This is a genomic window from Sphingomonas sp. SDUR79, from assembly GCF_056821745.1.
Window position 1 is genome coordinate 474,287 of sequence record NZ_JBPDIN010000001.1, and the last position, 23,838, is coordinate 498,124.

The window sequence follows — 23,838 nt, forward strand, 5'->3', positions numbered from 1 at the left end:
GCGGTCCTCTCCGGAATACCGCCGCAGACATTACATGATTATGTCCGGTCATTTCTATAGCGAAACATGGTGCCGGGCCCGGTGCGCCGGACATCGACATAACGACAAGCGCCGGGGTCGCCCCCGGCGCCGCCATTTTACAGTCCGTCGACCGCCTTGCTGACCAGGATGTTCACCGCAACGCGGCGGTTCTGTGCCTTGCCTTCCTCGGTGCTGTTGTCCGCCAGCGGATCCGCCTCGGCCATGCCGGTCGGGGTCAGCATGCGATAGGGCTTCCACCCGCACGCCTGTTGCAGGTGGTTGACCACCCGGCTCGCGCGCTTTTCGCTCAGCTCCTGGTTGAGCTCTTCCGGCCCGGTCGCGTCGGTATAGCCGACCACCAGCAGCAGCGCGTTCTCCATCGACCCGGCCTGGCTCGCCGCGCCGCACAGCTCCGCCTTGGCCTGCGCGCTCAGCACCGCCTTGCCGGTGTCGAAGTTCACATTGGTCGTGCCCTTGACGTTATACTGGTCGATATCGCCGACGCGGCCGCGCAGCGCTTCGGTGGCCGCGGTCTGCTCGGCAAAGCCTTGGCTGGTGCCACTGCGGATCATCGCCGCGGTCTTGAGGTCCTTGTCGGCCAGCTTCACCTGCGCCGCGACCAGCCCGCCGCCGAACTGGCGCGTCTGCACGGTGACCGGAAGGCCGTTGAGCAGCGCATCGCTACCGCGCTTGGTCCGCCCGAGGCCGAGGAAGCCGCCGGCCGAGCGGATCTGCGTCTCGCCGGTCACCGCGATCAAGGTCGGCGTGCCATCGGCCCCAGTCACCTGAATCTGGTTGCCCTCGCGCGCGGAGATCATCCCCTCAATCTCTGGCCCGGCAGGCAGCTGCGCGAGCGGCGGCAGCGGCTCGCCCTGGATCGTGACCTGCTCGGTCGATTGCAGCGGCGCTTCCTGCGCGACCAAAGCGGTCGGCGCGGTCGCGGCGAGCAGGGCGGTGAGCGCGAGGGCGCCGGAATGGATGGAACGCATACACATACTCCTGAAACTCAGCCCGTTACGGGGCTGCGGAGCAAAGTCTGCGTTGCGGCGAAGGTTCCGAGGGCATGTCCCGGAGTCCGGGCGGGCAGTGCGATCCGTGCGGCGGGTTGAGCAACCGGCGGCATCGACGGCACAAGCGGAGGGCTTAGCTGTCATGTAGTTTATTGCGTCGGGGGGCGGGGGTAACCTCAGGCACCCCGCAATCGGGAAATGTCTGCCCGTACCTGCGCCAGATCCTTCGCGAAACCCGGATGGTCGGGCCAGCGTTCGACCAGTCCGGCGATGACCGCGGCCGCGGTTTCAAACCGTGCAATGGCACCTTCGACATCGCCCTCGCGTTCTAGAAGCTGCGCCAGCTTCGCGTTTCCGATGAACACATCGCGCTGCCATTGGCTGTTTCCGGGTTCGAGCGCGGCGAGCCGTTCGCGGATCGCCAGCCCGGCCTCGAAGCGCTGGCGGGCGGCGGTCAGGTTTCCGGCTGCGCTCTCGACATCGCCGAGCTTGTTATAGCTGATCGACAGGTCGCGCTGCCATTCGCTGTTTCCGGGTTCCTGCGCGGCGAGCCGATCGTGGATCGCCAGACCGGCCTCGAACGTCTGGCGCGCGACCGCGAGGTCTCCGGCTGCGACCTCGATATCGCCGAGCTTATTGTGGCTGATCGATAGGTCGCGCTGCCATAGGCTGTTTCTGGGTTCCTGCGCGGCGAGCCGTTCGTGAATCGCCAAACCGGCCCAGAAGCGCTGGCGGGCGGCGGTGCGGTTTCCGGCTGCGGCCTCGATATCGCCGAGCTTATTATAGCTGATCGACAGGTCGCGCTGCCATTCGCTGTTTCCGGGTTCCTGCGCGGCGAGCCGTTGCGCAATCGCTAGCCCGGTCTCGAAGCGCTGGCGGGCGGCGGTGCGGTTTCCGGCTGCGACCTCGACATCGCCGAGTTTGTTATGGCTGATCGACAGGTCGCGCTGCCATAGGGTGTTTCCGGGTTCCTGCGCGGCGAGCCGCTCGTGTATCGCCAGACCGGCCTCGAAGCGCTGGCTGGCGGCGGTGAGGTTTCCGGCTGTGACTTCGACATCGCCTAGTCGGTCATAGCTGATCGCCAGGTCGCGCTGCCATTCGCTGTTTCCGGGTTCCAGCGCAGTGAGCCGTTCGCGGATCGCCAGCCCGGCCTCGAAGCGCTGGCGAGCGGCGGTGAGGCTTCCGGCTGCGCCCTCGACATCGCCGAGCCTCTCAAAGCTGATCGACAGGTCGCGCTGCAATTCGCTGTTTCCGGGTTCCAGCGCGGCGAGCCGTTCGCGGATTGCCAGCCCGGCCTCGAAGCGCCGGTGGGCGGCGGTGAGGTTTCCGGCTGCGACCTCGACATCGCCAAGTCGGTCATAGCTGACGGACAGGTCGTGCTGCCATTGGCTGTTTCCGGGTTCCAGCTCGGCGAGCCGTTCGCGGATCGCCAGCCCGGCCTCGAAGCGCTGGCGGGCGGCGGTGAGGTTTCCGGCTATGACCTCGATAGTGCCGAGCTTGTTATGGCTGATCGACAGGTCGCGCTGCCATAGGCTGTTTCCAGGTTCCAGCGCTGCGAGTTGTTCCGCAATAGCCAGCCCGGCCTCGAAGCGCTGGCGGGCGGCGGTGAGGTTTCCGGCTGCGACCTCGACATCGCCGAGCTTATCATGACTGATCGACAGATCGCGTAGTGTCACAGGGTCGTCGGGCGCACTATTGGCACGATCTTCAGCGCTGTTGATCGACGCTGTGTAGCATTGGCGTGTCCTGCCAAGGTCGCCCGTGATTAGCCAGAGATCACCCAATGTTCCGGTCGCAATCATGGCATCGCGGTCGCTTTTTGCGACTTGTCTTGCCTGCTCCGCGCACCGAAAAGCAGGATCGAGACCTCCCCGCAGCTGGTTCAGGCGACACAGTTCGATCCAGGTCCAGAAATGTGTGGCGTCGAGCTCTGATGCCTGCGTCCATAGCCGAAATGCGCGATCCAGCGAATCGAGCGCGGCATAGGACGCCAGTTCCCGCGTCTTCGCCGCCAAGTCTCCCCGTGCCAGTTTGAGTTCCGCCTCACCCTGATCGAGCAATGCTGTGCGATCCTCGCCGCCAAGCTCGCGCAGCGCGTTGAGCAGGATCGAAAGGCTGTCGGTCGCGCCCTTGACCGCGCTCTCGATGACAAGGGGCGGCGTCTCGGGATTGCGTTCGAGATAGCTGCCCCAGATGGTTGCGAGATGTGCGCGCTGCCCCGGGGTGAGTGCGTCCGCTGCAACGGCCTGCTCCAAAATAGTGAGCGCGTCGGCGGGGATCGTCTGATGGCTGGCGACAGCCCTGCCGACTTCGGCAATCATCCCTTCCATACGCTGGAACCCGTCCTGGGTTCGTGCGTCCAGTGCGGCAAATGACGCGTTCTGATGGACACGGTCCGCCCTCGCATCAGCCTTGCCGTATGGGGTAGGGGCAAGAAAGCTCGCGATTGCCGACACCGCCCCGAGCGCGGAAAAGGCGGCCGTCAACAACACCCATGGGTTGGGCGGCGTCGCGAGCCACGCGGCGTCTGTTGGCCAGTCGAGCGGAGGATTGGCCGCGTAAATCTGAGCCATCGTCGCCAGCCCGAAGATCAGGAACAGCGGCAACGCGACAACAAGTCGTCTGAGAACGATCCAGATGTGTCGAATCATGCCCAACTGCCCCCGATCATCGAAAAGGATGACCGGGGGCAGGGATGGGTTCAAGAAAAACCGGCGGTGATCGGTCTTAGGCCGCCTTGGCGCGGCTCGCGCGCTTCCGCTCATGCGGGTCGAGGAACCGCTTGCGCAGGCGGATCGTCTTGGGCGTGACCTCGACCATCTCGTCATCGTCGATATACGCGATGGCCTGTTCCAGCGTCATCTTCTTGGGCGGGGTCAGGCGGATTGCGTCGTCCTTGCCCGACGAGCGGACGTTGGACAGCTGCTTGGCGCGCATCGGATTGACCTCAAGGTCGTCCGGCTTGGCGTTCTCGCCGATGATCATGCCTTCGTACAGCGCTTCGCCATGGCCGACGAACAGGATGCCGCGCTCTTCCAGCGTGTTGAGCGAATAGGCATTGGCCTCGCCCGAACCGTTGGAGATCAGCACGCCATTCTTGCGGCCCTCGATCACGCCCTTGTACGGGCCATATTTCTCGAACAGGCGGTTCATGATGCCGGTGCCGCGCGTGTCCGACAGGAACTCGCCATGGTAACCGATCATGCCGCGGCTGGGCGCGCTGAAGGTGATGCGCGTCTTGCCGCCGCCACTCGGGCGCATGTCGGTCATCTCGGCCTTGCGGATGTTCATCTTGTCGACGACCGTGCCCGAATATTCCTCGTCCACGTCGATGATGACCGTTTCATACGGCTCCATCTTCTGGCCGTCTTCTTCCTGAAGCAGCACGCGCGGGCGGCTGATGCCGAGTTCGAAGCCTTCGCGGCGCATCGTTTCGATCAGGACGCCCAGCTGAAGCTCGCCGCGGCCGGCGACTTCGAAGCTGTCCTTGTCGGCGGCTTCGGTCACCTTGATCGCGACGTTCGATTCGGCTTCGCGGAACAGGCGGTCGCGGATCATGCGGCTGGTCACCTTGGTGCCTTCACGCCCCGCCATCGGCGAATCGTTGACGGCAAAGCGCATCGACAGCGTCGGCGGATCGATCGGCTGTGCCTGGATCGGCACGCTGACCGAGGTGTCGGCGATGGTGTTCGACACGGTCGCGACGGCCAGGCCGGCCAGCGAGATGATGTCGCCCGCCTGCGCTTCGTCGGTCGGCACGCGATCGAGGCCGCGGAACGTCATGATCTTCGACGCGCGGCCGGTTTCGATGATGTTGCCGTCCATGTCGAGCGCGTGGATCGCCTGGTTCGCGCGCACCTTGCCGCTGGTGACGCGACCGGTCAGCACGCGGCCGAGGAAATTGTCGCGGTCGAGCAGGGTGACGAGGAAGGTGAACGGCGCATCGACGTCCAGCGCGGGCGGCGGGACATGGTCGACGATCTTCTGGAACAGCGGGGCGAGCGTGCCCTCACGGCGATCCGGATCTTCGCTGGCATAGCCGTTGCGGCCCGATGCGTAGAGCACCGGGAAGTCGAGCTGATCGTCATTCGCGTCCAGGCTGACGAACAGGTCGAACACTTCGTCCAGCACTTCCTGAATGCGCTGGTCGGGGCGGTCGACCTTGTTGACCACGACGATCGGACGCAGGCCCAGCGCGAGCGCCTTGCCGGTCACGAACTTGGTCTGCGGCATCGCGCCTTCCGACGAATCGACCAGCAGGACGACGCCATCGACCATCGACAGGATGCGCTCCACCTCACCGCCGAAATCGGCGTGGCCGGGCGTGTCGACGATGTTGATGCGGATCGAGTTTTCGTCGGTGCCGTCGGGCGACCAGTCGACCGAGGTCGGCTTGGCCAGGATCGTAATGCCACGTTCCTTTTCCAGGTCGTTCGAATCCATCGCACGCTCTTCGACGCGCTGATTGTCGCGGAAGGTGCCAGATTGACGGAAGAGCTGGTCGACGAGCGTGGTCTTGCCATGATCGACGTGTGCGATGATCGCCACGTTGCGAAGATTCATACGAGTTCCTGGATGTCGCTGAAATGCGGTTCGGGCGCGCCAATAGCGGAAATTGTGCGGCGCGGGAAGAGCTTCAGTCTTTTCTGCGCGGCGCCCATTTCTCGACAAGGTCGACGCGGACGTCCTTTAGAGCCAGGCTGCGCCCGGCAATCGCGAACTCAAGCAGCGCTTCGCCACCGCTGGGGCAGCAATTGGCGTCCTTGTCGCGCCACAGCTTGCTGCTCGCGGCGAGGCCCTCGAAATCATAGTCGACGCCCTTCCAGATGCCGAAGCCCTTGGGCAGTTTGCCGGGCAGTGCGTCGCGCCAGCTTTCGAGCTCGATGTCCTGCCAGCTCTTGCTGGCCTCATCCCATTTGAAGAGCAGATCGGCATTGCCGTCGCCCGTTCCGGCCCTGCGTCCCGGCACCCAGATCATTCCGTCCTGCGTCATGCGGGGCGGTTCGTAGACGACGCCGTCGAACGACCAGCCGATCAGCTTGGCGGTGCCATGCCCGCTTTCCGCCCACAATATGATAGCCGCGCCGATGCCGTCTTCGTCCGACGCGCCATCCATCATCTGCCAATGGACCGGCTGGCCGTCCTTGCGCCACAGGATGCCCGATGCGGTCACTCCGCAGCCCCGGTCGAGCCATTTGGCCATGCAGGTCTGGCTGCGCGCCGAGGGCGTCTTGATCATCGTGCGCACGCCCTGTGCCTGGGCCAGCGCCTTGTCATAGTCGGCGATTGCGTCGCGGAACGTCTGCTCCAGCTCGACATCGTCCATCGGCTTGCCGTCATAGTTCAGTGCGGCGCGAATCTCGCGCAGAACGGCATCGTGACGCGCCTGCCAGGTCGCGGTGCGGTTTCCGAGCGCCATCACGGCTGCAAATTTGTGCGCCAGCTCGGCGCGGAGCGGGGCGAGCGCAGTGCCCTTGCAGGCGCGCTGACCATAGGTCTGTTGGCAGAGGTCCGCCTGGGACGCGGCGGCGGGAACGACGAGGGCGGCGAGCAGAGCCGCGACCAGTTTAGCGCGCATGATCCTCCAGGACGGGGGACACATTCGTCGCAGGCTGGGCCTTCAGGCGATAGAGTTTCCCCGCATCGACGGCGGCAGGGCGCGATTCGGAAGCCGAAGCCACCGGCACCCATACTGCGATCGAACCGGCGATCATCATCCTGAGCCTGCGTTCCATCAGTCCTCCCTAGCGCCGATATGTTAACAGCCCGCGTATCGCCAACCACTGACATATGCAGTCGGTTGCACCATGGCCAGAGTGTATTATATTTGCGATACACTTGAAGGCGACGCGGTTCCCGTTCATCTAGGGGGGAACCGCTGGAGGGATGGGATGTCGACCGAGACTGCCGAAAAGACCGACGATCTGGTGCTGACCGCGCCCGAGCCGTTGAAGGAACGCCCGATCGAGAAGATGGCCGGCCTCGTCCCGGTTGATGAGGGCAAGAAGGGCGAACTGGTGACCCGTGTCGAGAGCTTCATCGACGATCTGGTCGCGCAGGACGTCAACTCGCCCGAGTTCGGCAAGCGCGTGGACGCCATTACCGCGATGGGATCGAAGGAAATCCGCGACGCGGCTGGCCAGTCCAACCGCTTTCTCGATCGCCCGGTGCGCGCGATGGACAAGGATGTCGGCGTCGGCAAGGACCTCGCCGAGCTGCGCCGCGTGGTCGAGGATCTCGACCCCGGCAAGAAGGGCAGCCTGACCCAACGCAAGAAGTTGTTCGGCATCATCCCGTTCGGCAATTCGCTGCGCAATTATTTCGACAGCTACAAGTCGAGCCAGGGCCATATCGCGGCGATCCTCAAGAGCCTGCAGTCCGGCAAGGACGAGCTGTTGATGGACAATGCCGCGATCGACGTGGAGCGGCAGAACCTGTGGGCGGCGATGGGGCGGCTCGAGCAGATGATCTATATCTCGAAGGAGATGGATCAGCGGCTGGAGGACAAGGCCAATGAGCTGGATCACAGCGACCCGGCCAAGGCCAAGGCGATCCGCGAGACCGCGTTGTTCTACACCCGCCAGCGCACGCAGGACCTGCTGACCCAGATGGCGGTCACGGTGCAGGGGTACCTCGCGCTCGATCTGGTCAAGAAGAACAATGTCGAGCTGGTGAAGGGCGTCGATCGCGCCAGCACCACCACCGTCGGCGCGCTGCGCACGGCGGTAACCGTGGCACAGGCGCTGACCGCGCAGCGGCTGGTGCTCGACCAGATCACCGCGCTCAACACGACGACCGCGAACATCATCGATTCGACCGGCAAGCTGCTCAAGGACAATACCGGCCGCATCCACGAACAGGCCGCGTCAGCGACGATCCCGATCGAAACGCTGCAGCGCGCGTTCCAGAATATCTATGACACGATGGACGCGATCGACACGTTCAAGGTCAAGGCGCTCGACAATATGAAGACTACGGTCAACGTGCTGTCGAGCGAGGTCGAAAAGTCCAAGGGCTATATCGCCCGGGCCGAAGGGGCGGCGCAGAACCAGGTGTCGGGCAGCACCGAGACATTCAAGCTGGAGGCTCTGTAAACACCCGTGCCGACCGAGATTGACCGCCAGATTGACCGCGCGAGCGAAGTCCTGAACCGCTCGCGCGAGCGCTATACGACGCTGAGTTCACGCGCGAAAAAGCGCCGGGAAGCCGAGATTCTCGGGCGTATCGGGCGCATCGCTGCGGCCGACGGCGCAATCCTGGTCGGGGCGATGGTGGTTGGCTTGTTCATCCCGCTCGGCATGGGCGGCGCGTTGCTGGTGATGGCGGCGCTGATCGCAGCGACCCTGTTCTTCGGGTTGATGCCGACCAGCCGGGAAGCAATCCCCGAGCGGTTCGGCGAGGTTGCGCTCGCGTCGCTGCCGCTGCAGACCGAGGAGTGGCTCGACCGCCAGCGCCCGAGCCTGCCGGGGGTGGCGATGCCGCTGGTCGACGGGATTGGGGTCAAGCTGGACGTGCTGGCCGGACAGCTCAAGGCGCTGAACGAAGCGGAACCGGCGGCGGCGGAAGTGCGCAAGCTGGTCGGCGAGCAGCTGCCCGAACTGATCAAGGGCTATCAGCGCGTTCCCGAAAATCTGCGCCGCGTTGACCGCTTCGGCCAGTCGCCGGACAAGCAACTGGTCGACGGGCTGGCGCTGATCGATCAGGAAATCGCGCAGATGTCGGCGCAGCTGGCGCAGGGCGATCTGGACGCGCTGGCGACGCGCGGGCGGTACCTGCAGATCCGCTATCGCGGCGATGACGAGGTCAGCGGATAGGCTTGCCCAGCGCCTCCACCGCCCGTGGCCGGAGGTGATCGGCGGCGGCGGCGTGGATGGCGGGGGTGGTGGCGAGCAGGCCGAAGCTTTCGCCGCGTGGGGTGTTGAAGCGGATTTTCTTGCCCAATGCGTCGGTGACTTTTGCGCCGGCCTCACGCGCAATCAACACGGCGGCGGCGATGTCCCAGTCGGCGCCCCAGCGGAAGGTGGCGAGCAGATCGGCGTCGCCCGCAGCGACCATCGCCATGCGCAGCGCGATCGAATTGGGTTTATCGACCCTGACCAGATGGCGGTCGACCTTTGCCAGATCGTCGGCTGGAACGCGTGCACCGGTCAGGTCGGTGCGGTCCGACACCGTGATCGGCGCGCCATCGCGGGTCGCGCCCTGGCCCTTGACCGCCAGCCAATGTTCGCCGCGCACCGGGGCGTCGAGCACGCCGATCACCGGCTGGCCATCCTCGACCAACGCGACCGAGACCGCCCAGCCGGGGCGCTGGCGCAGATAGTCGCGGGTGCCGTCGATTGGATCGACCACCCAGACGCGGCGGCAGGACAGGCGCGCCAAGTCGTCGGCGGTCTCCTCTGACAGCCAGCCGGCGTCGGGGAGGAGCGCGGAGAGGCGGTTGCGGAGCAGTTCGTCGACCGCCAGATCGACTTCGCACACGAAGTTATTCGGCGATTTCTCCCATTTCTCGACATCGGTGCCATAGCGGCCGAGCGCCAGCCGACCCGCTTCGGCGGCGATGGCGCTGACGGCGGCGGCGAGATCGTCAGCCACTGGCCACCGTCATCCCGTCGATCCGCAGGGTCGGCACGTTGATGCCGTAGCGGAAGTTCAGGTCGTTGGCGGGGACCAGTTCGCGGAACATCGATTGCAGCGTGCCCGCGACGGTGAACTCGCTGACCGGCGTGGTGATGACACCACCCTCGATCAGATAGCCCGCCGCGCCGCGGCTATAGTCGCCGGTGACGAGGTTGATCCCCTGACCGATCAGTTCGGTGACGTACACGCCATAGTCGATATCGGCGATCAGCGACGCGACCGGGGTCTTGCCATTGGCCAGGTAGAGGTTGCTTGGGCCGACACTCGGCGCGCCGCCGACGCCGCGCACGGCATGGCCGGTGGGCTCGAGGCCCAGCTGACGCGCGGCGGCGCTGTCGAGCAGCCAGGTTTCGAGCATGCCGTCGCTGACCAGCTGCATCGGCGACACCGGCAGCCCTTCGCCATCGAACGGGCGCGAGCGCAGGCCGTGGGGGCGGTGGGGATCGTCGATGATGTCGATGCCGGCTGCGAAGATGCGCGTACCCATCGCCTCAAGCAGGAAGCTGGTCTTGCGGGTGATCGCGCTGCCCGAGATTGCGCCGCTCAGATGGCCGAGCAGGCTCGATCCGACGCGCGGGTCGAGGACGATCGGCATCGCGCCGCCGCGAACGCGACCGGCACCGACGCGGGCCACGGCACGCTCGCCCGCGCGGCGGCCGATGTCCTCGGCGGAGTCGAGGCGGGCGGCGTGGCGGGCGCTGTGATAGTCGTAATCGCGCTCCATCGCGCCGGCATCGCCCGCGAGCACGCTGGCGGAGATGCTGTGGTTCGACGAGGCATAGGCACCGGCAAAGCCATGGCTGGTGGCGAGCGCCCAGATGCTGCGGCTGGCGCTGGCACCTGCGCCTTCGCTGTTGGTGACGCCGGGGACGGCGCGGGCGGCGCGTTCGGCGATGAGCGCGCTTTCCTTGAGGGCGGCGGGATCGCCCAGTGTGCCATCGTCGAGGTCGAGCTGCGGCACATTGCCATGCATCAGCCGCTCGACCGGAGCGAGGCCGGCCCATTCGTCTTCGGGGGCTTCGCGCGCCATCGCGACGGCGCGTTCGGCGAGGATGTCGAGCGCAGCGGGGGTCAGGTCGGTGGTCGAAATGCTCGCCGAGCGCTGGCCGCAGAAGACGCGCAGGCCGAGTTCGAGATGCTCGGCACGGTCGACATCCTCAAGCGCGTCGAGCCGGACCGAGACCGACAGCGATTCGCCGGCGGACAGCATCGCATCGGCGGCGTCGGCACCGGCGCGGGTGGCGCGGGCAATGGCGTCGTGGACGCGGTCACGGGCTTGATCGGGGGTCAGCATCGACGCGATCTAGGAAGTGCGGGGGCGAAGGTCAAAAGGCTGTCGTCCCCACGACGAAACAGGCGGCGAACATCAGCAGCCCCGCATTGCGGTTCGAGCGGAAGCGATGGAGCGCGTTGGCGCCGTCGGCGGGGGCCAAGGTCACGACCTGCCAGACCAGATGCAGCGCCATCGGGGCGAGGGCGACGAGGACGAGCGGGTCGGGGCGGACTTGCCACAAGGCGGCGCTCCAAAGGGCGAGGGCGAGGGCGTAGAAGAGCGCCACCCCCACCTTTACGTTGCTGCCGAGACGACGGGCGGAGGAGCGGACGCCGACCAGCGCATCATCCTCGACATCCTGTAGCGCGTAGATCGTGTCGTACCCGATCACCCAGACGATGCACCCGGCATAGAGCAGCAGGCCGGGCAAAGGGAGTTCGCGCGCGACCGCCGCCCAGCCGACCAGGGCGGCCCAGGAGAAGACGAGGCCCAGCCATGCCTGGGGCCACCAGGTGATCCGCTTCATGAACGGATAGGCGGCGACCAGCGCTAGGCTGGCGACGGCGATCCCGGCCGCAAAGGGGTTGAGCTGGACCAGCACGACGAGGCCGATCAGGCACAGAAAGCCGAGCCACAGCCACGCGGCCTTCAGGCTGACCGCGCCGCTCGCCAGCGGGCGGCTGCGGGTGCGGGCGACCTGACGGTCGAGGTCGCGGTCGACGATGTCGTTATAGACGCAGCCCGCGCCGCGCATCGCGATCGCACCGAGCAGGAACCACAGGATCAGGTCCCAGCGCTCGACCGCGCCACCGGACAGCGCGATCGCCCAAGCGCCGGGCCAGAACAGCAGCCACCAGCCGATCGGCCGGTCGAACCGGGCGAGCAGGGCATAGGGGCGCGCGGCGGCGGGCAGCAGCGCCATGAGACCGCGATGTTCGGTATCGGGGACGATGTTGGGGTCGCTCGCCAAAATTCCTCCGTCACCCCGGGCTTGTCCCAGGGTCCACCGTGCCGCACGCGCAGCGCGTGAGGCTATTGCTTTGGACTTGCCGCGCAGTGGACCCCGGCACAAGGCCGGGGTGACGAAAGTTTTGCGTCTGGGTAAGGGAAAGCCATGATCGCTACCCCCGCCTGGCCGCCGCAATCCACCCCGCGCCTGTTCGTCGAACCCGCTCTGACGATGGGCGAACATCGCCGCATCGACGGGCAGCAGGGCCATTACCTTGCCAGCGTGATGCGGTTGAAGGTCGGCGATCCGGTGAAGCTGTTCGACGATGCGACCGGCGAATGGCTGGGCGTGGCGAGCGAGGTGCGCAAGCGCGACGTGGTGCTTGAGGTGCGCGAGAAGCTGCGCGAACGCGAGGGGGTGCCGGACCTGTGGCTGTGCGCCGCGCCGATCAAGAAGGGGCGGATCGACTGGGTGGTCGAAAGGGCGTGCGAGCTGGGCGTCGCCCGGGTCGCGCCGGTGCTGACGCGGCGCGCGGTGGTGGACAAGCTCAACCTCGACCGCCTGCGCGCGCACATGGTCGAGGCGGCGGAGCAATGCGGTCGCACCGCGCTGCCCGAACTGGTCGAGCCGGTGAGGCTGGCCGCACTGCTGCGCGACTGGCCGGCGGGGCGGACGCTGTTCTTTGCCGACGAGACCGGCGGCGCGCCCGCGCTGGAGGCGATGAAGGCGCATCCCGGCCCGGCGGCGATCCTGGTGGGGCCGGAAGGTGGCTTCGACGCGGAGGAGCGCGAGGCGATCCGGGCGGTGCCGGGGGCGGTGGGAATATCGCTGGGGCCGCGGATTTTGCGCGCGGAGACAGCGGCGGCGGCGGCGGTAAGCCTCTGGATGGGGGCGGTGGGGGATTGGTGAGCGTTTGAACGCATGCCGCGGCGGCCCGCGCGCCGCAACGCACAGTCGAACCGGGGCAGTATTCCGCCATCACCGTCTGTCGGTTGCCGACGCCATCGCGCACGTTCATTTTGCCCACCCAGCGTGTTGCCATAAGCCGTTCAGCGGATAGGTTGAAATCTGCGGCGTCCTCACCTGAGCGCCGCTCCAAGGGGCCAAAACGATGATTCGGGTGCAGATCGAACGATTGCTGGTGCTTCTCGCTGCCGCGGTGCTTTCGGTGCCGGCGCATGCGACGGGCAACCGGCCAACGTCGGCCAAGCCCATTGCATCGGATCAACGCCGTGACGGGAATGTGTCGCAAGCGGACCATGAAGAGTTGCTAAAACGCAACGATGAGTGCCATGCGGCACGTCCGAACGGCGCAGATTGCCGGAAGCTCCTTTTTGCTCTCGCATTAAGCTCGCGCGCGACCGATCCCGACACGAGCGTGCGGTTCTCGCGCCGGGCGCTGATCGAGATGGCCGATGCGCGACTTCCTGAAGACAATCCCGACTGGGTGGTGGCGCTGCAGGTCTCTGCCGACAGTCTGCGCGCCCGTGCCTTGGTGGCATCATCCACCTTTGAGAAGCGGGATGACCAGGCCGAAGCACGATCGAAGCTCGTGCGCATTGTCGAATGGCACCGTAAATGGAACGCAAACGATCTCGCCGCGATTGTGAATGCGTACACGGCGCTCGGTGACTATGACGCGTCGCGCGATCAGACCAGAAGCGCTGCGGTTGCGTATCTCGCTGCTGCGCGGGCAGGAGGTGCCAAATCGAGGGCGCCAGCAAGCAGTTCTCTACTACGCAAGCTCGCATCGAGTTTGGAGGTGCTGGCCCAGCCCAAAGAGGCAGAAGAGTTCCGCCGCCAAGCAGCAAATCGCGGCACCATGGCTGGTCGGCCGGTGGAATCCTATGTGATGGACCAACTCCTCCTTGCGCAAAACCTTGCCAAGCAGGAGCGAAATACTGAGGCATCTCGACTGACCGAGCATGCCCACGCTTTTGCCAAGCGGAAACTACCATCCGACGCGCCGGAACTTGCAATGCTGCAAGCCGAGAAGGTGCTTAATCTATTTCGCACCGAGCGTTATCCAGAAGCTACGGGTTCCGCCGCAGAAGCTGTCGCCAGCCTGCGCAAGGGTAAATTTCGTGACCGATCTCAGCGCCAGATTGCTATGGATCAGTTAGCAGCCGTCAACGAGTTCTGGTGGCCCCATTTTTCCAGAGCCGGCGATTGGAACAAGATCTTGTCAGCTGCCAGCGAAACGCGCGGTAACCTTGCTTGGATGCTGGCGCAGGACAGTGCAGAGAGCAGCGGCGCGAGTGCGCCGGCAGCGCTTCAAACTGCCCACATGGCAGAAGATCTCCAAGCTCTTGGCGAGCGGTTCAGTGCTGAGCGCGCGTACAGGTCTGCGCTTTCCGATCTGCTTGCCACGGTACCGGCCACGCATCCGGCAATTGGCCGGATTATGTCGGGGTTGAAAGACTCGGGCGCGCGACTGGCTTATTCAGATGCCCTGCTGCGCGTCGCCGAGAAGCTCGAACTGCCAGACGGCGATTTGCGAAGATCTCGCGCGCTATATCGTGAGGCAGGTTCTGAAGTACTAGAGAAAATGGGATATGAGCGAGGGTTCACGGAGGTCGCGAAGATCTATGTAAAGGCCGGTCGTCCGGCATTTGTTGGTCAGGTTCGCGTGGCATGGAAACTCAGTAAGGACGCTTCGCCGCCGATATCCCGATAATTCCGAGGCCGGATTGTCGCGCGGGATGAAACTGTAATGACATATACTTAGAGATGACCGGTTCGTGCGCTTGCAACTTGACGGCCGCTTTTCGACATATTTACGGTCCTTTGCGATCACGCCGTGTCCTGATCGCTGCCGTGCTTGAGCGGCCGTTGCGGAAGGCGGAGGCCGGTTCGATACTGCCAAGGCACGAAGCGCTGGATAGCACACGTCCCAATCGCCGCATTTCCCATCCCGATTTGGGTGTTTCATCCCCCCTTTCGCAGATCGTTTCGCGCGCCTAAATGCGCGCGATGAGCACAAAGACGGTTTCAAACAGCAACGCGCCTGTCATCGAGAGCCGTCAGGCGCTCCTCGATTATTTCGCCGGGGGCGAGAAGCCGGCGGCGCGCTGGCGCATCGGCACCGAGCATGAGAAGTTCGTCTATGCCACTGCGGACAATCACGCGCCGAGCTATGACGAGCCCGGTGGGATCCGCGACCTGCTGGCCGAGCTGACCCAGTTTGGATGGTCGCCGGTCGAAGAGGGCGGCAATGTGATCGCGCTGGCCGGGCCGGACGGCAATGTCAGCCTGGAGCCGGCTGGACAGCTGGAGCTGTCCGGGGCGCCGCTCGACAATCTGCATCAGACGTGCGCCGAGACGGGCCGCCATCTGGAGCAGGTCAAGGCGGTGGGCGAGAAGCTGGGCATCGGCTTCCTCGGCCTTGGCATGTGGCCGGACAAGACGCGCGCCGAGCTGCCGATCATGCCCAAGGGCCGCTATGGTATCATGCTAAACCATATGCCGCGGGTCGGCACCCTCGGCCTCGACATGATGCTGCGCACCTGCACGATTCAGGTGAACCTCGATTATGCGAGCGAGGCGGACATGGCGCAGAAGTTCCGCGTCGGGCTGGCGCTGCAACCGCTGGCGACCGCGTTGTTCGCCAACTCGCCGTTCACCGAGGGCAAGCCGAACGGGATGCTGTCGTATCGCTCGCACATCTGGTCCGACACCGATCCGGCGCGCACGGGCATGCTGCCGTTCGTGTTCGAGGATGGGTTCGGGTATGAGCATTATGCCGACTATGCGCTCGATGTGCCGATGTACTTCGTCTATCGCGACGGACGCTACATCGACGCGGCTGGCCTGAGCTTCCGCGACTTCCTCAAGGGCGAGCTATCGGTCCTGCCGGGCGAAAAGCCGACGATCGACGATTGGGCGGACCATCTGTCGACCGCCTTCCCCGAAGTACGGTTGAAGACCTTCCTCGAAATGCGCGGTGCCGATGGCGGGCCGTGGGGGCGCATCTGCGCGCTGCCCGCTTTGTGGGTCGGGCTGCTCTATGACCAGGGCGCGCTGAATGCGGCGTGGGATCTGGTCAAGGACTGGGACATGGCCGGGCGTCAGACGCTGCGCGACAGCGTGCCGCGGCTCGGCCTCGACGCGCCGCTGCCCGGGGGCGGCACACTGCGCGATATTGCGGGGCAGGTAATCGACATCGCTGGGGCGGGCCTGACGGCGCGTGCGCGGCTCAATTCGGCCGGGGACAGCGAGAACGGCTTTCTCGACCCGCTGCGCGAGATCGTGCGGAGCGGCAAGGTGCCGGCGGAGCTGCTGCTCGATCGCTATCATGGCGAGTGGCAGGGCGATGTCAGCCGGATCTATGACGAGACGCGGTTTTAGGGGTTCTTCTCCGCCAGCTGCCACGCAGCGCGGATCGCATAGCTGTAAACGCCGGAAAATTGCCGCATTTCGCGTTGTGCGCGCACGCCATAGTCGCGCCATGCCGCCGCGCGTTCGCGACCGGCCTCGCCCACCGTGCGAAACTGGATGCGCGCAGTTGCCGGATCGCCGCTCATCAACTTGATGACGCCCCAGCTCACTTCCGCCTGGACCCGGTCCATATGCGTGGTGACAAGCCCCGCGCGGATGATGTGCAGACCGCGTTCCATCGTCGCCATCCCCGTCGGATCGCCCTGACGCATGGCCGCCAATCCAGTGAACAGCAGCACCCGGCCATATTGCGGATGCGCAACACCGACCGAATCGCGCACCGAGAATTCTGCGGAGCGCAGCGCGGCGGCTGCTTCCTTCACCTTGCCCTGCAACAACAGATTCTCGCCATAGCGCAGCCAGGCAGTGGCGGTTTCGGGATGTTGTGAGAACAGCTTGCCCTGCAGCGCCCAGACCGCAGCATAGCGCAGCGGTTGCGCTTCGGGATAGCGGCCCAGCGCTTCAAGCAGGCTCGCCACCGCGAGTTGCGCCCGCGCGGTATCGACATGCTTCTCTCCCAGTCGCGCTGTGCGCAGCATTGCGGCGTTGCGGGCGAGTGGAAGCCCATCCTCGGGCAGCAGAACCGCCGACAGGTCGAGATAGACGCGCGCCGTCTGCAGCGGGTCGGCGCGCGCGGCGGCGAAGCGGGCGAGAAGGTCGCGGCCCAGAATTTCGGCCTCCTGCCGCCGGTCGAGACGGACGAGCAGGCGCAGGTAGCGCATATCGGCATCGAGCCGCGCGGCGGGAGCGGTCAGCCGCGCGCGGGTGTCGCGGTACAGCGGCTCAGCTTCCCCGAATCGGCCCAATTGAGCCAGCGAGTCGGCGTGGGTCAGCGCGAGGGACAGCGTCAGCGGATCGGCCGGGCCGAACTGTTTGAGCGCTTCGTCATAGGCGTCGCGCGCAGGCTTCTCGCCCTCGCCGGGGGAGGGGGAGTCGGTAAACGCGGCGGCGTGCTTGCCCTTGGCGCGCAGTCGCCAGCGCGTGTCGGCGTCGCCGCGCCCACGCTGTTCGAGGATCGCGACGGCGCGGTCATAATCCTGTGCCGGCTCGCGATAGATTTTCCCCGCCGCGGTGCCGGCATCGCCGAGCAATTCGCTGACCGCTGCGATTTCGATCCAGTAGCGGCGGACCGCTTCCTCTCCGCGCTTGAGGTCGGCGGCGTCGGCGGGGGCGATGGTACCCTTTTCGCGGCGGAACTGCAGCGGGGCGATGCGGTTTTCCTCAACCTCACTGGCATCCATCAGCGCGACATAGATCGCCTTGCCCAGCTTGTGCGCGGCTTCCGGATCGGTCGCCAGCAGCGCACGGGCGTGGGCAAATTGCAGGTCGACACAGCGGTCGGCCGGTTCGGGCTTCTGCAGGCACGCGTCGAGCATGGCCGGCACTTTCCGCATGTCCTTCGGCACCGGTGCGCGTTCCGCCGCGAGCACCGGGCTGGCGCAGAATAGCAGGGGGATGAGCCATCGCATCCCCCACAGCCTATCAGCCAATCGCGTTCATGCCAGCGACAAAGCCTGTCAGCCGATCCGCAGCCCCATCGCCTGCTGAACGTCGCGCAGCAGCGGCGCGGCGAGATTGGCGGCGCGTTCGGCGCCCTTGCGCAGTTCGGCGTCGACCGCGCTTTTGTCGGCGATCAGGCGGACCATCTCGTCGCGGATCGGGCCGAGTTTCGCCACGGCAAGATCGGCGAGCGCGGGCTTGAAGCTGCCGAAACCCTGCCCGGCATATTCCGCCACCACATCCTCCGGCGTGCGGTCGGCGAGTGCGGCGAAGATGGTGACGAGGTTCTTGGCCTCGGGCCGGTCCTTGAGCGACTCCCAGCTCTCACCCATCGGTTCGGGGTCGGTCTTGGCCTTGCGGAATTTCTGCGCGATCGCGTCGTCGTCATCGACCAGGTTGATCCGCGCCGCTTCGGACGGGTTCGACTTGGACATTTTCTGCGTCGCATCGCGCAGCGACATGATGCGCGGCGCGGCCTTGCTGATCAGCGGCTCGGGCTCGAGCAGCAGGTCGGTCTTGTAGTCGAGGTTGAACTTGGCGGCGATGTCGCGCGCCAGTTCCAGATGCTGTTTCTGGTCCTCGCCCACCGGCACATGCGTCGCGCGATAGAGCAGCACGTCGGCGGCCATCAGCACGGGGTAATCGTACAGGCCGACGCTCGCACCCTCGCGGTTCTTGCCGGCCTTGTCCTTGAACTGGGTCATGCGGTTGAGCCAGCCGACGCGCGCGACATTGTTGAGCAGCCAGGCGAGCTCGCTGTGCGCGGGAACGCGCGCCTGATTGAACAGGATCGAGCGGGCGGGATCGATGCCGCTGGCGATCATCGCGGCGCTCACCTCGAACGTGCTGTCGGTGATCGCGGCGGGTTCGCTCCACTCGGTCAGCGCGTGCAGGTCGGCGATGAAGTACATCGACTCGCCGCCCGCCGCCTCGACATCGGCCTGCATCCCGACCCATTGCTTGATCGCCCCGAGATAATTGCCGAGGTGGAGATTGCCGGTAGGCTTGATGCCGGAAACGACGCGCATTGGGGTTCTCTACGATCAGGCGGCGCGACGACGGACCAGCGACTTGATGTCGCTCGGCCGGAACGCGCCGGTTGCGAAACAGGCGGCGGCGTAGACGATGCAGCCAGCGCCGACCAGCACCATCATTGCAGCCGTGCGGATCGTCCAGCTGCCGCTGGTATAGGGCGTGAACAGGTCGTTGAGGAAGAACATCACCGCGCCCATCGCCACCGCCGCGCCGACGAGCCGCCACACGCGGCGGCGCAATTGCGGGTCGGCGTCGAAATGGCCGCGCTTGACCAGCGTGCGGTAGAGCAAGGCGACATTGACCCAGGCGGCGATCGCGGTGGCGAGCGGCGGCCCCATATGCTTGAGCGGGACGATCAGCGCGAGGTTCAGCACCAGGTTGATCGCGATCGAGATCATCGCATAGCGCACCGGCGTCTTGGTATCCGACCGCGCATAGAAGCCCGGGGTGAGCACCTTGACCAGAATATAGGCCGGCAGCCCGACCGAGAAGGCGGCGAGTGCCTGTGCCGTCGCGCGGCTATCCTCGGGCGTGAAGGCGCCATGCTGGAACAGTGCCGCGACGATCGGCACGCCGCATACGACCAGCGCGACAGTAGCGGGGAGGGTGAGGAACAGCGCCAGCTCCATCCCGCGATTTTGCGTGTGCATCGCCGCACCGTCATTCCCGGCACCCAGCTGGCGCGCGATGGTGGGGAGCAGCACGGTGCCAAGGCCGATGCCGATCAGCCCGAGCGGGAGCTGGTTCAGCCGGTCGGCATAATAGATATACGACACCGAACCCTCGACCAGCAGGCTGGCGGCGAGTGCGGTCGAGATGACGAGGTTGATCTGATACGCGCCCGCGCCCGCCGCTGCCGGGCCGATCAGCTTGAGCAGCTTCTTCACGTCCGGGGTCAGGCGGGGGAGGCGCAGTCGCAGCTTCACGCCCGCCGCGCGGCAGGCGAGGATCAGCCATAGCAGCTGGAGCACGCCCGACACGGTCACCGCAATCGCCTGATTGCGCGCGGTCAGCAGCGTTTCGTCGGTGTGGAAGAACAGCAAGGCGACGATCAGGGTCGCATTGAGCAGGATCGGCGCGGCGGCGTTGACCCAGAATTTCTGGAGCGAATTGAGGATGCCACCGAGCAGTGAGACGAGGCTGATGAGCAGCAGATAGGGGAAGGTGATCCGGGACAGTTCGACCGCATAGGCGAATTCGGCGGGGCTCGCGTCGTTGAACCCGCCCGACAGCGCCCACACCACCGGAAAGGCAGCGATCTCCATCACCGCAGTGATCAGGATCAGGATCGGCAAAAGGACCGACAGCGCCTCTTCGGCGAAGGACAGCGCCGACTTCGTGTCGCCGCCGGACTCGCCGACCTTCTTGCTGAACATCGGCACGAACGCCGCGCTGAACGCCCCTTCGGCGAACAGCGCGCGGAACAGATTGGGCAGGCGGAAGGCGATCAGGAACGCGTCGGAGGCGAAGCTCGCGCCGACATAGCGGGCGAACAGCGAATCGCGGACCAGCCCCAGCACCCGGCTGACGAGCGTCAACCCGCCGATCGACCCGAGTGCCTTGACGAGATTCATCTGATCGACACCGCCACTTTCGTCATTCCCGCGAAGGCGGGAATCCATTCAGGCTGCCTTATCGGATCGAGCCGCGCCGTCACAGTCAATGGATCCCCGCCTTCGCGGGGATGACGTTGAGAGGGCGGGCGGCTCGTCCTGAATTACGCCTGGCCGGCCTCGCCGAGCTGCGCCTGCGCGTCGTGCTGGGCGCGCTGCTGTTCATACAGGCCGTTGAAGTCGATCGGCTCCAGCATCAGCGGGGGGAAGCCGCCGTCGCGGACGGCGTCGGCCAGCACGCGGCGCGCGAAGGGGAAGAGCAGGCGCGGCGCTTCGCCAAGCAGGAAGGGCTGAAGATGCTCGTCCGGCACGTTGCGGATCGCGAACAGCCCCGAATAGGACAGGTCGACGATGAACGCGACCTGGTCTTCCATCGTCGCGCGGACATCGATCTTCAGCGTCACTTCATGAACGTCCTGCGCCACTTCGGCCGCGCCGATGTTGAACTGGACGTCGAACGCCGGCTGGCCCTGGATCTGATAGATGGCAGGCGAGTTCGGATTTTCGAACGAAAAATCCTTGGTATATTGCGAGATCACGCCGACCGACGGGGCGGTGTCGGCGCCGTTCGCCTGGGGAGCTGCGGTGTCGGGCGTATCCATGATCGTGAAACTTCCTTTGCGTGTTCGGGATATTGTCGCGGTTCGCCGCGTTCGAATGACCGCCGCGCCTAGCAGGGGCGGTTGACCGTTTCAACGGGCGTGCGGTTCGCACGAGACCGGATTTGAAACGCGCGGGTTTCCGGCCTATGTTGGAACCCAGAAAGAAGGTGACGACGTGTCTTTATATGTGGTGATCCTGTTTGCGGCGATTGCCGCGTTCCTTGCGCTCCGCCTGTATTCGGTGCTGGGCAAGCGCACCGGGCATGAGCAGCCGTTGCCGCGCCCGGCGGAGGAGCGTGTCGGTGCGCCGCAAATGCCGCGCACGATCGACATGCCGGCTGAGGTGCGCGACACCGGTCCGCGCGCGCTGGAAAGCGGTGCGGAGGGCGGCCTGCGTGCGCTGGTCGCCGCCGATCCGTCGTTCGATGTGGGTCAGTTCGTCGAGGGCGCAAAGTCGGCCTATCGCATGATCCTGGAGGCGTTCTGGAAGGGCGACCGTGAGACGCTCGAATGGCTCGTCGATGCGGAGGTGCGCGACAGCTTCATCGCCGCGATCGACGCGCGCGAGGCGGCGGGCGAAACGCTCGACAACCGCCTGATCTCGATCGAGCGGGCAACCATCTCCGACATCGCGCTCGACGGTCGCGTGGCGCGGATCACGGTCCGCTTCGACGCCGATATCGCCGCAATCACGCGCGACAAGGACGGCAACGTCATTGCCGGGTCGCTGAGCGACGCAGTGCAGACGCACGATGCCTGGACGTTCAGCCGCACGCTGGGCAGCGGCGATCCGAACTGGAAGCTGAGCGACACCGACGAAGTTTGATCGGGTATAAGGGGTAAGGTGATGCGCGCTTGGGGGGTAGCGGCTTGCGCCGCGCTGTTGGGCGCGTGTTCGTCCGGGGTGGTTCCGGCGGGGCGGCCCGCGACTGGCGGTGCGGTCCCTGCGCGGCCGGGTGCGTCCACCAGCGTTCCGGTGCGTCAGCCGGTTGCCGCCACACCACTGACCCCTGCGCCCGCCGCGCCGGTTCCGGCCGGGGTGACCAATGCGGCCGGTGCCGGGCTGTTACCCGGCCCGGCGGTTGACGACCTGCCGATCACCATGGCCGCTGCCGCGCGCGCGCTCGGGGCGTTCAAGCTGAGCTGTGCGACCCTGGTCCGCCGCACCGATGCGACCGGGCTGACGCGCGGCGCGGACTGGCAACCCGCCTGCGATGCAGCGCGCACCACCCAGGACCGCGACGCCAGCGCCTTTTTCGCGCGCTATTTCGAAACGGTGCAGGTCGCCGACGGCAAGGCGTTCGTCACCGGCTATTACGAACCCGAAATCGCTGGTTCGCGCACGCGGCGTCCGGGCTATGAAGTGCCGGTCTATGCCCGGCCGACCGATCTGGTCGATGTCGATCTGGGCAGCTTTACCGATACGCTGGCGGGCAAGTCGATCCGCGGGCGGGTCGATGGCACCAAGCTGGTCCCCTATCACGACCGCACCGCGATCGAGCAGGGCGCGCTCGCCGGGCGCGGGCTGGAAATTGCGTGGGCGGCCGATCCGATCGAGCTGTTCTTCCTCCAGATCCAGGGCTCGGGCCGCCTGCGCTTGCCCGATGGTGGCGTCATGCGCATCGGCTATGCCAGCCAGAATGGGCGCGACTATACCGGGATCGGCAAGCTGATGCTGGACCGCGGCCTGGTCCAGCGTGGGCAGGCGTCGATGCAGGGCATCATGGCCTATCTGCGCGCCAACCCCGAAGAGGGGAAGGCAATCATGCGCGAGAACAAGAGTTATGTGTTCTTTCGCGAGCTGACCGGGGCGGGTCCGCTGGGCGCGCTCGGCATTCCGGTCACGGCGCAGGCGACAGTCGCGACGGACCCGAAATTCGTGCCGCTCGGTGCGCCGGTGTTCCTGTCGATGGATCGCCAGGACGCCAATGGCCTGTGGATCGCGCAGGATACGGGCGGGGCGATCAAGGGCTCCAACCGCTTCGACACGTTTTGGGGCGCGGGCGACGATGCGCGGGCGATTGCCGGCGGCATGGCCGCGCGCGGCACCGCCTGGCTGCTGCTGCCCAAGGGGACGCTAGAGCGGCTCGGCGCCGCACGCGACTGATCGATGGCCCGTCCGCCGCGCGCGCTTTCGCCCGAGGAGCGGGCATTGTGGCAGCGCGTGGTTGCCAGCGTGACGCCGATTGCGCGGGCCACGCCGGTGCCGCCCGCACCGATCGTGCCGTTCGTCGCGCCGACCCCCGTCGCTGAACCGGTCCCGCCCAAGAAGGTGAAAGGCCGGGTGCCGCCGCTGCGCCAGCCCGCTCCGCCGACCCCGCCCAAGCCGCCACGCGATACGCTCGACGGCGGGTGGGACCGGCGGCTGTCGCGGGGCCTCGTCACGCCGGAAAGTTCGATCGATCTGCACGGCCATACGCTCGCCAGCGCGCATGCGATGCTGGATCGCGGACTGGATCATGCGGTGGCGCGGGGGGACCGGGTGCTGCTGCTGATCACCGGTAAGCCGCCGCGCCCCGAGTCCGAGCGCCCGCATGCGCGCGGTGCGATCCGCGCGGCGGTGGGCGACTGGCTCGCGGCATCGCGCCATGCCGATTCCATCGCGGCAGTGCGCGGCGCGCATCCCCGGCACGGGGGGCAGGGCGCGCTCTATATCGTGCTGCGTCGATCCCGGTCGCCGGCGCGAAATTTTTAACTCTTTCCCGGCATACCTCCGTTCAAGGAAGCCGGATGGTCCGGCTGGCGTGGGGGATCGCGCAAT

General features: G+C 66.1%; 20 protein-coding genes. 8 read left to right on the forward strand and 12 right to left on the reverse strand.

Going from position 1 to position 23,838, the window contains the following annotated elements; translation table 11 throughout:
* Window positions 1–137: 137 nt before the first annotated feature.
* The 5 genes from ACRYLO_RS02180 to ACRYLO_RS02200 form a co-directional block, all read right to left on the reverse strand.
* A complete protein-coding gene (locus tag ACRYLO_RS02180) occupies window positions 138–1,016 on the reverse strand; it encodes an OmpA family protein (RefSeq protein WP_482658654.1) in 879 nt (292 codons plus the stop codon).
* A gap of 191 nt (window positions 1,017–1,207) precedes the next feature.
* A complete protein-coding gene (locus ACRYLO_RS02185) occupies window positions 1,208–3,682 on the reverse strand; it encodes a tetratricopeptide repeat protein (protein ID WP_482658655.1) in 2,475 nt (824 codons plus the stop codon).
* 76 nt (window positions 3,683–3,758) lie between these two features.
* Window positions 3,759–5,594 (reverse strand): translational GTPase TypA, encoded by a 1,836-nt coding sequence (gene typA / locus ACRYLO_RS02190; RefSeq protein ID WP_482658656.1) that lies wholly within the window; start codon window positions 5,592–5,594, stop codon window positions 3,759–3,761.
* Window positions 5,595–5,667: 73 nt separating this feature from the next.
* On the reverse strand, window positions 5,668–6,609 hold the full coding sequence (locus ACRYLO_RS02195; protein WP_482658657.1) for a hypothetical protein: 942 nt from the start codon (window positions 6,607–6,609) through the stop codon (window positions 5,668–5,670).
* Window positions 6,599–6,766: a hypothetical protein gene (locus ACRYLO_RS02200; RefSeq protein WP_439539146.1), complete on the reverse strand. Its 168-nt coding sequence runs from the start codon at window positions 6,764–6,766 to the stop codon at window positions 6,599–6,601. Before ACRYLO_RS02200 ends, ACRYLO_RS02195 begins: the two co-directional genes overlap by 11 nt.
* A gap of 156 nt (window positions 6,767–6,922) precedes the next feature.
* On the opposite strand from ACRYLO_RS02200, the gene ACRYLO_RS02205 reads away from it, so the two are divergent.
* Together ACRYLO_RS02205 and ACRYLO_RS02210 are read left to right on the forward strand one after the other, a co-directional pair.
* Window positions 6,923–8,125, forward strand: a complete 1,203-nt coding sequence (locus tag ACRYLO_RS02205; RefSeq protein WP_294019198.1) for a toxic anion resistance protein — start codon at window positions 6,923–6,925, stop codon at window positions 8,123–8,125.
* 6 nt (window positions 8,126–8,131) lie between these two features.
* Entirely contained in the window at window positions 8,132–8,845 is a 714-nt protein-coding gene (locus ACRYLO_RS02210; RefSeq protein WP_482658658.1) for a hypothetical protein, read from the forward strand.
* Here ACRYLO_RS02210 and ACRYLO_RS02215 read toward each other — a convergent pair.
* Genes ACRYLO_RS02215 through ubiA form a run of 3 tightly spaced genes read right to left on the reverse strand, consistent with a single transcriptional unit; the run spans window position 8,835 to window position 11,863 of the window.
* On the reverse strand, window positions 8,835–9,623 hold the full coding sequence (locus ACRYLO_RS02215; RefSeq protein WP_482658659.1) for an inositol monophosphatase family protein: 789 nt from the start codon (window positions 9,621–9,623) through the stop codon (window positions 8,835–8,837). The genes ACRYLO_RS02210 and ACRYLO_RS02215 overlap by 11 nt on opposite strands.
* On the reverse strand, window positions 9,616–10,962 hold the full coding sequence (locus tag ACRYLO_RS02220) for a TldD/PmbA family protein (RefSeq protein ID WP_482658660.1): 1,347 nt from the start codon (window positions 10,960–10,962) through the stop codon (window positions 9,616–9,618). The genes ACRYLO_RS02215 and ACRYLO_RS02220 overlap by 8 nt, the downstream gene beginning before the upstream one ends.
* A 31-nt stretch (window positions 10,963–10,993) precedes the next feature.
* The gene (ubiA, locus tag ACRYLO_RS02225; protein WP_482661656.1) at window positions 10,994–11,863 is read right to left on the reverse strand and encodes a 4-hydroxybenzoate octaprenyltransferase; all 870 of its coding nucleotides are present in this window, start codon (window positions 11,861–11,863) and stop codon (window positions 10,994–10,996) included.
* A gap of 192 nt (window positions 11,864–12,055) precedes the next feature.
* Here ubiA and ACRYLO_RS02230 point away from each other — a divergent pair, with 192 nt between their 5' ends.
* The 3 genes from ACRYLO_RS02230 to ACRYLO_RS02240 all read left to right on the forward strand — a co-directional run bounded on the left by ACRYLO_RS02230 (window position 12,056) and on the right by ACRYLO_RS02240 (window position 16,237).
* A complete protein-coding gene (locus tag ACRYLO_RS02230; RefSeq protein ID WP_482658661.1) occupies window positions 12,056–12,799 on the forward strand; it encodes a 16S rRNA (uracil(1498)-N(3))-methyltransferase in 744 nt (247 codons plus the stop codon).
* Window positions 12,800–13,001: 202 nt separating this feature from the next.
* Window positions 13,002–14,567, forward strand: a complete 1,566-nt coding sequence (locus tag ACRYLO_RS02235) for a P-loop NTPase family protein (RefSeq protein ID WP_482658662.1) — start codon at window positions 13,002–13,004, stop codon at window positions 14,565–14,567.
* 296 nt (window positions 14,568–14,863) lie between these two features.
* Window positions 14,864–16,237 carry a glutamate--cysteine ligase gene (locus tag ACRYLO_RS02240; RefSeq protein WP_482658663.1) on the forward strand — a complete coding sequence of 458 codons (1,374 nt, stop codon included), beginning with the start codon at window positions 14,864–14,866 and terminating at the stop codon, window positions 16,235–16,237.
* On the opposite strand, the gene ACRYLO_RS02245 is transcribed toward ACRYLO_RS02240, so the two are convergent.
* From ACRYLO_RS02245 to secB, 4 genes are all read right to left on the reverse strand, one after another.
* The gene (locus tag ACRYLO_RS02245; protein ID WP_482658664.1) at window positions 16,234–17,796 is read right to left on the reverse strand and encodes a hypothetical protein; all 1,563 of its coding nucleotides are present in this window, start codon (window positions 17,794–17,796) and stop codon (window positions 16,234–16,236) included. The two genes, ACRYLO_RS02240 and ACRYLO_RS02245, sit on opposite strands and share 4 nt — an antisense overlap.
* A 48-nt stretch (window positions 17,797–17,844) precedes the next feature.
* Window positions 17,845–18,855, reverse strand: a complete 1,011-nt coding sequence (gene trpS, locus ACRYLO_RS02250; protein WP_482658665.1) for a tryptophan--tRNA ligase — start codon at window positions 18,853–18,855, stop codon at window positions 17,845–17,847.
* Window positions 18,856–18,870: 15 nt separating this feature from the next.
* On the reverse strand, window positions 18,871–20,436 hold the full coding sequence (gene murJ, locus ACRYLO_RS02255; protein WP_482661657.1) for a murein biosynthesis integral membrane protein MurJ: 1,566 nt from the start codon (window positions 20,434–20,436) through the stop codon (window positions 18,871–18,873).
* A 143-nt stretch (window positions 20,437–20,579) separates the two neighbouring features.
* A complete protein-coding gene (secB, locus tag ACRYLO_RS02260; RefSeq protein ID WP_482658666.1) occupies window positions 20,580–21,077 on the reverse strand; it encodes a protein-export chaperone SecB in 498 nt (165 codons plus the stop codon).
* Between the two features lie 175 nt (window positions 21,078–21,252).
* Between secB and ACRYLO_RS02265 the strand changes: the two genes are divergently transcribed.
* The 3 genes from ACRYLO_RS02265 to ACRYLO_RS02275 are packed head-to-tail and all read left to right on the forward strand — an operon-like array spanning window position 21,253 to window position 23,772.
* A complete protein-coding gene (locus ACRYLO_RS02265) occupies window positions 21,253–21,903 on the forward strand; it encodes a Tim44/TimA family putative adaptor protein (RefSeq protein WP_482658667.1) in 651 nt (216 codons plus the stop codon).
* A gap of 21 nt (window positions 21,904–21,924) precedes the next feature.
* The gene (mltA, locus tag ACRYLO_RS02270) at window positions 21,925–23,184 is read left to right on the forward strand and encodes a murein transglycosylase A (protein WP_482658668.1); all 1,260 of its coding nucleotides are present in this window, start codon (window positions 21,925–21,927) and stop codon (window positions 23,182–23,184) included.
* A 3-nt stretch (window positions 23,185–23,187) separates the two neighbouring features.
* Window positions 23,188–23,772 carry a Smr/MutS family protein gene (locus tag ACRYLO_RS02275; protein ID WP_482658669.1) on the forward strand — a complete coding sequence of 195 codons (585 nt, stop codon included), beginning with the start codon at window positions 23,188–23,190 and terminating at the stop codon, window positions 23,770–23,772.
* Window positions 23,773–23,838: the final 66 nt, after the last annotated feature.

Coding starts and splice junctions, on each gene's coding strand:
- ACRYLO_RS02245 (WP_482658664.1), bottom strand. CDS start 17,796: ATGCGATGGCTCATCCCCCTGCTATTCTGCGCCAGCCCGGTGCTCGCG.
- ACRYLO_RS02200 (WP_439539146.1), bottom strand. CDS start 6,766: ATGGAACGCAGGCTCAGGATGATGATCGCCGGTTCGATCGCAGTATGG.
- ACRYLO_RS02275 (WP_482658669.1), top strand. CDS start 23,188: ATGGCCCGTCCGCCGCGCGCGCTTTCGCCCGAGGAGCGGGCATTGTGG.
- typA (WP_482658656.1), bottom strand. CDS start 5,594: ATGAATCTTCGCAACGTGGCGATCATCGCACACGTCGATCATGGCAAG.
- ACRYLO_RS02205 (WP_294019198.1), top strand. CDS start 6,923: ATGTCGACCGAGACTGCCGAAAAGACCGACGATCTGGTGCTGACCGCG.
- trpS (WP_482658665.1), bottom strand. CDS start 18,855: ATGCGCGTCGTTTCCGGCATCAAGCCTACCGGCAATCTCCACCTCGGC.
- ACRYLO_RS02240 (WP_482658663.1), top strand. CDS start 14,864: ATGAGCACAAAGACGGTTTCAAACAGCAACGCGCCTGTCATCGAGAGC.
- ACRYLO_RS02195 (WP_482658657.1), bottom strand. CDS start 6,609: ATGCGCGCTAAACTGGTCGCGGCTCTGCTCGCCGCCCTCGTCGTTCCC.
- mltA (WP_482658668.1), top strand. CDS start 21,925: ATGCGCGCTTGGGGGGTAGCGGCTTGCGCCGCGCTGTTGGGCGCGTGT.
- ubiA (WP_482661656.1), bottom strand. CDS start 11,863: ATGGCGCTGCTGCCCGCCGCCGCGCGCCCCTATGCCCTGCTCGCCCGG.
- ACRYLO_RS02180 (WP_482658654.1), bottom strand. CDS start 1,016: ATGTGTATGCGTTCCATCCATTCCGGCGCCCTCGCGCTCACCGCCCTG.
- ACRYLO_RS02235 (WP_482658662.1), top strand. CDS start 13,002: ATGATTCGGGTGCAGATCGAACGATTGCTGGTGCTTCTCGCTGCCGCG.
- ACRYLO_RS02230 (WP_482658661.1), top strand. CDS start 12,056: ATGATCGCTACCCCCGCCTGGCCGCCGCAATCCACCCCGCGCCTGTTC.
- ACRYLO_RS02220 (WP_482658660.1), bottom strand. CDS start 10,962: ATGCTGACCCCCGATCAAGCCCGTGACCGCGTCCACGACGCCATTGCC.
- ACRYLO_RS02185 (WP_482658655.1), bottom strand. CDS start 3,682: ATGATTCGACACATCTGGATCGTTCTCAGACGACTTGTTGTCGCGTTG.
- secB (WP_482658666.1), bottom strand. CDS start 21,077: ATGGATACGCCCGACACCGCAGCTCCCCAGGCGAACGGCGCCGACACC.
- murJ (WP_482661657.1), bottom strand. CDS start 20,436: ATGAATCTCGTCAAGGCACTCGGGTCGATCGGCGGGTTGACGCTCGTC.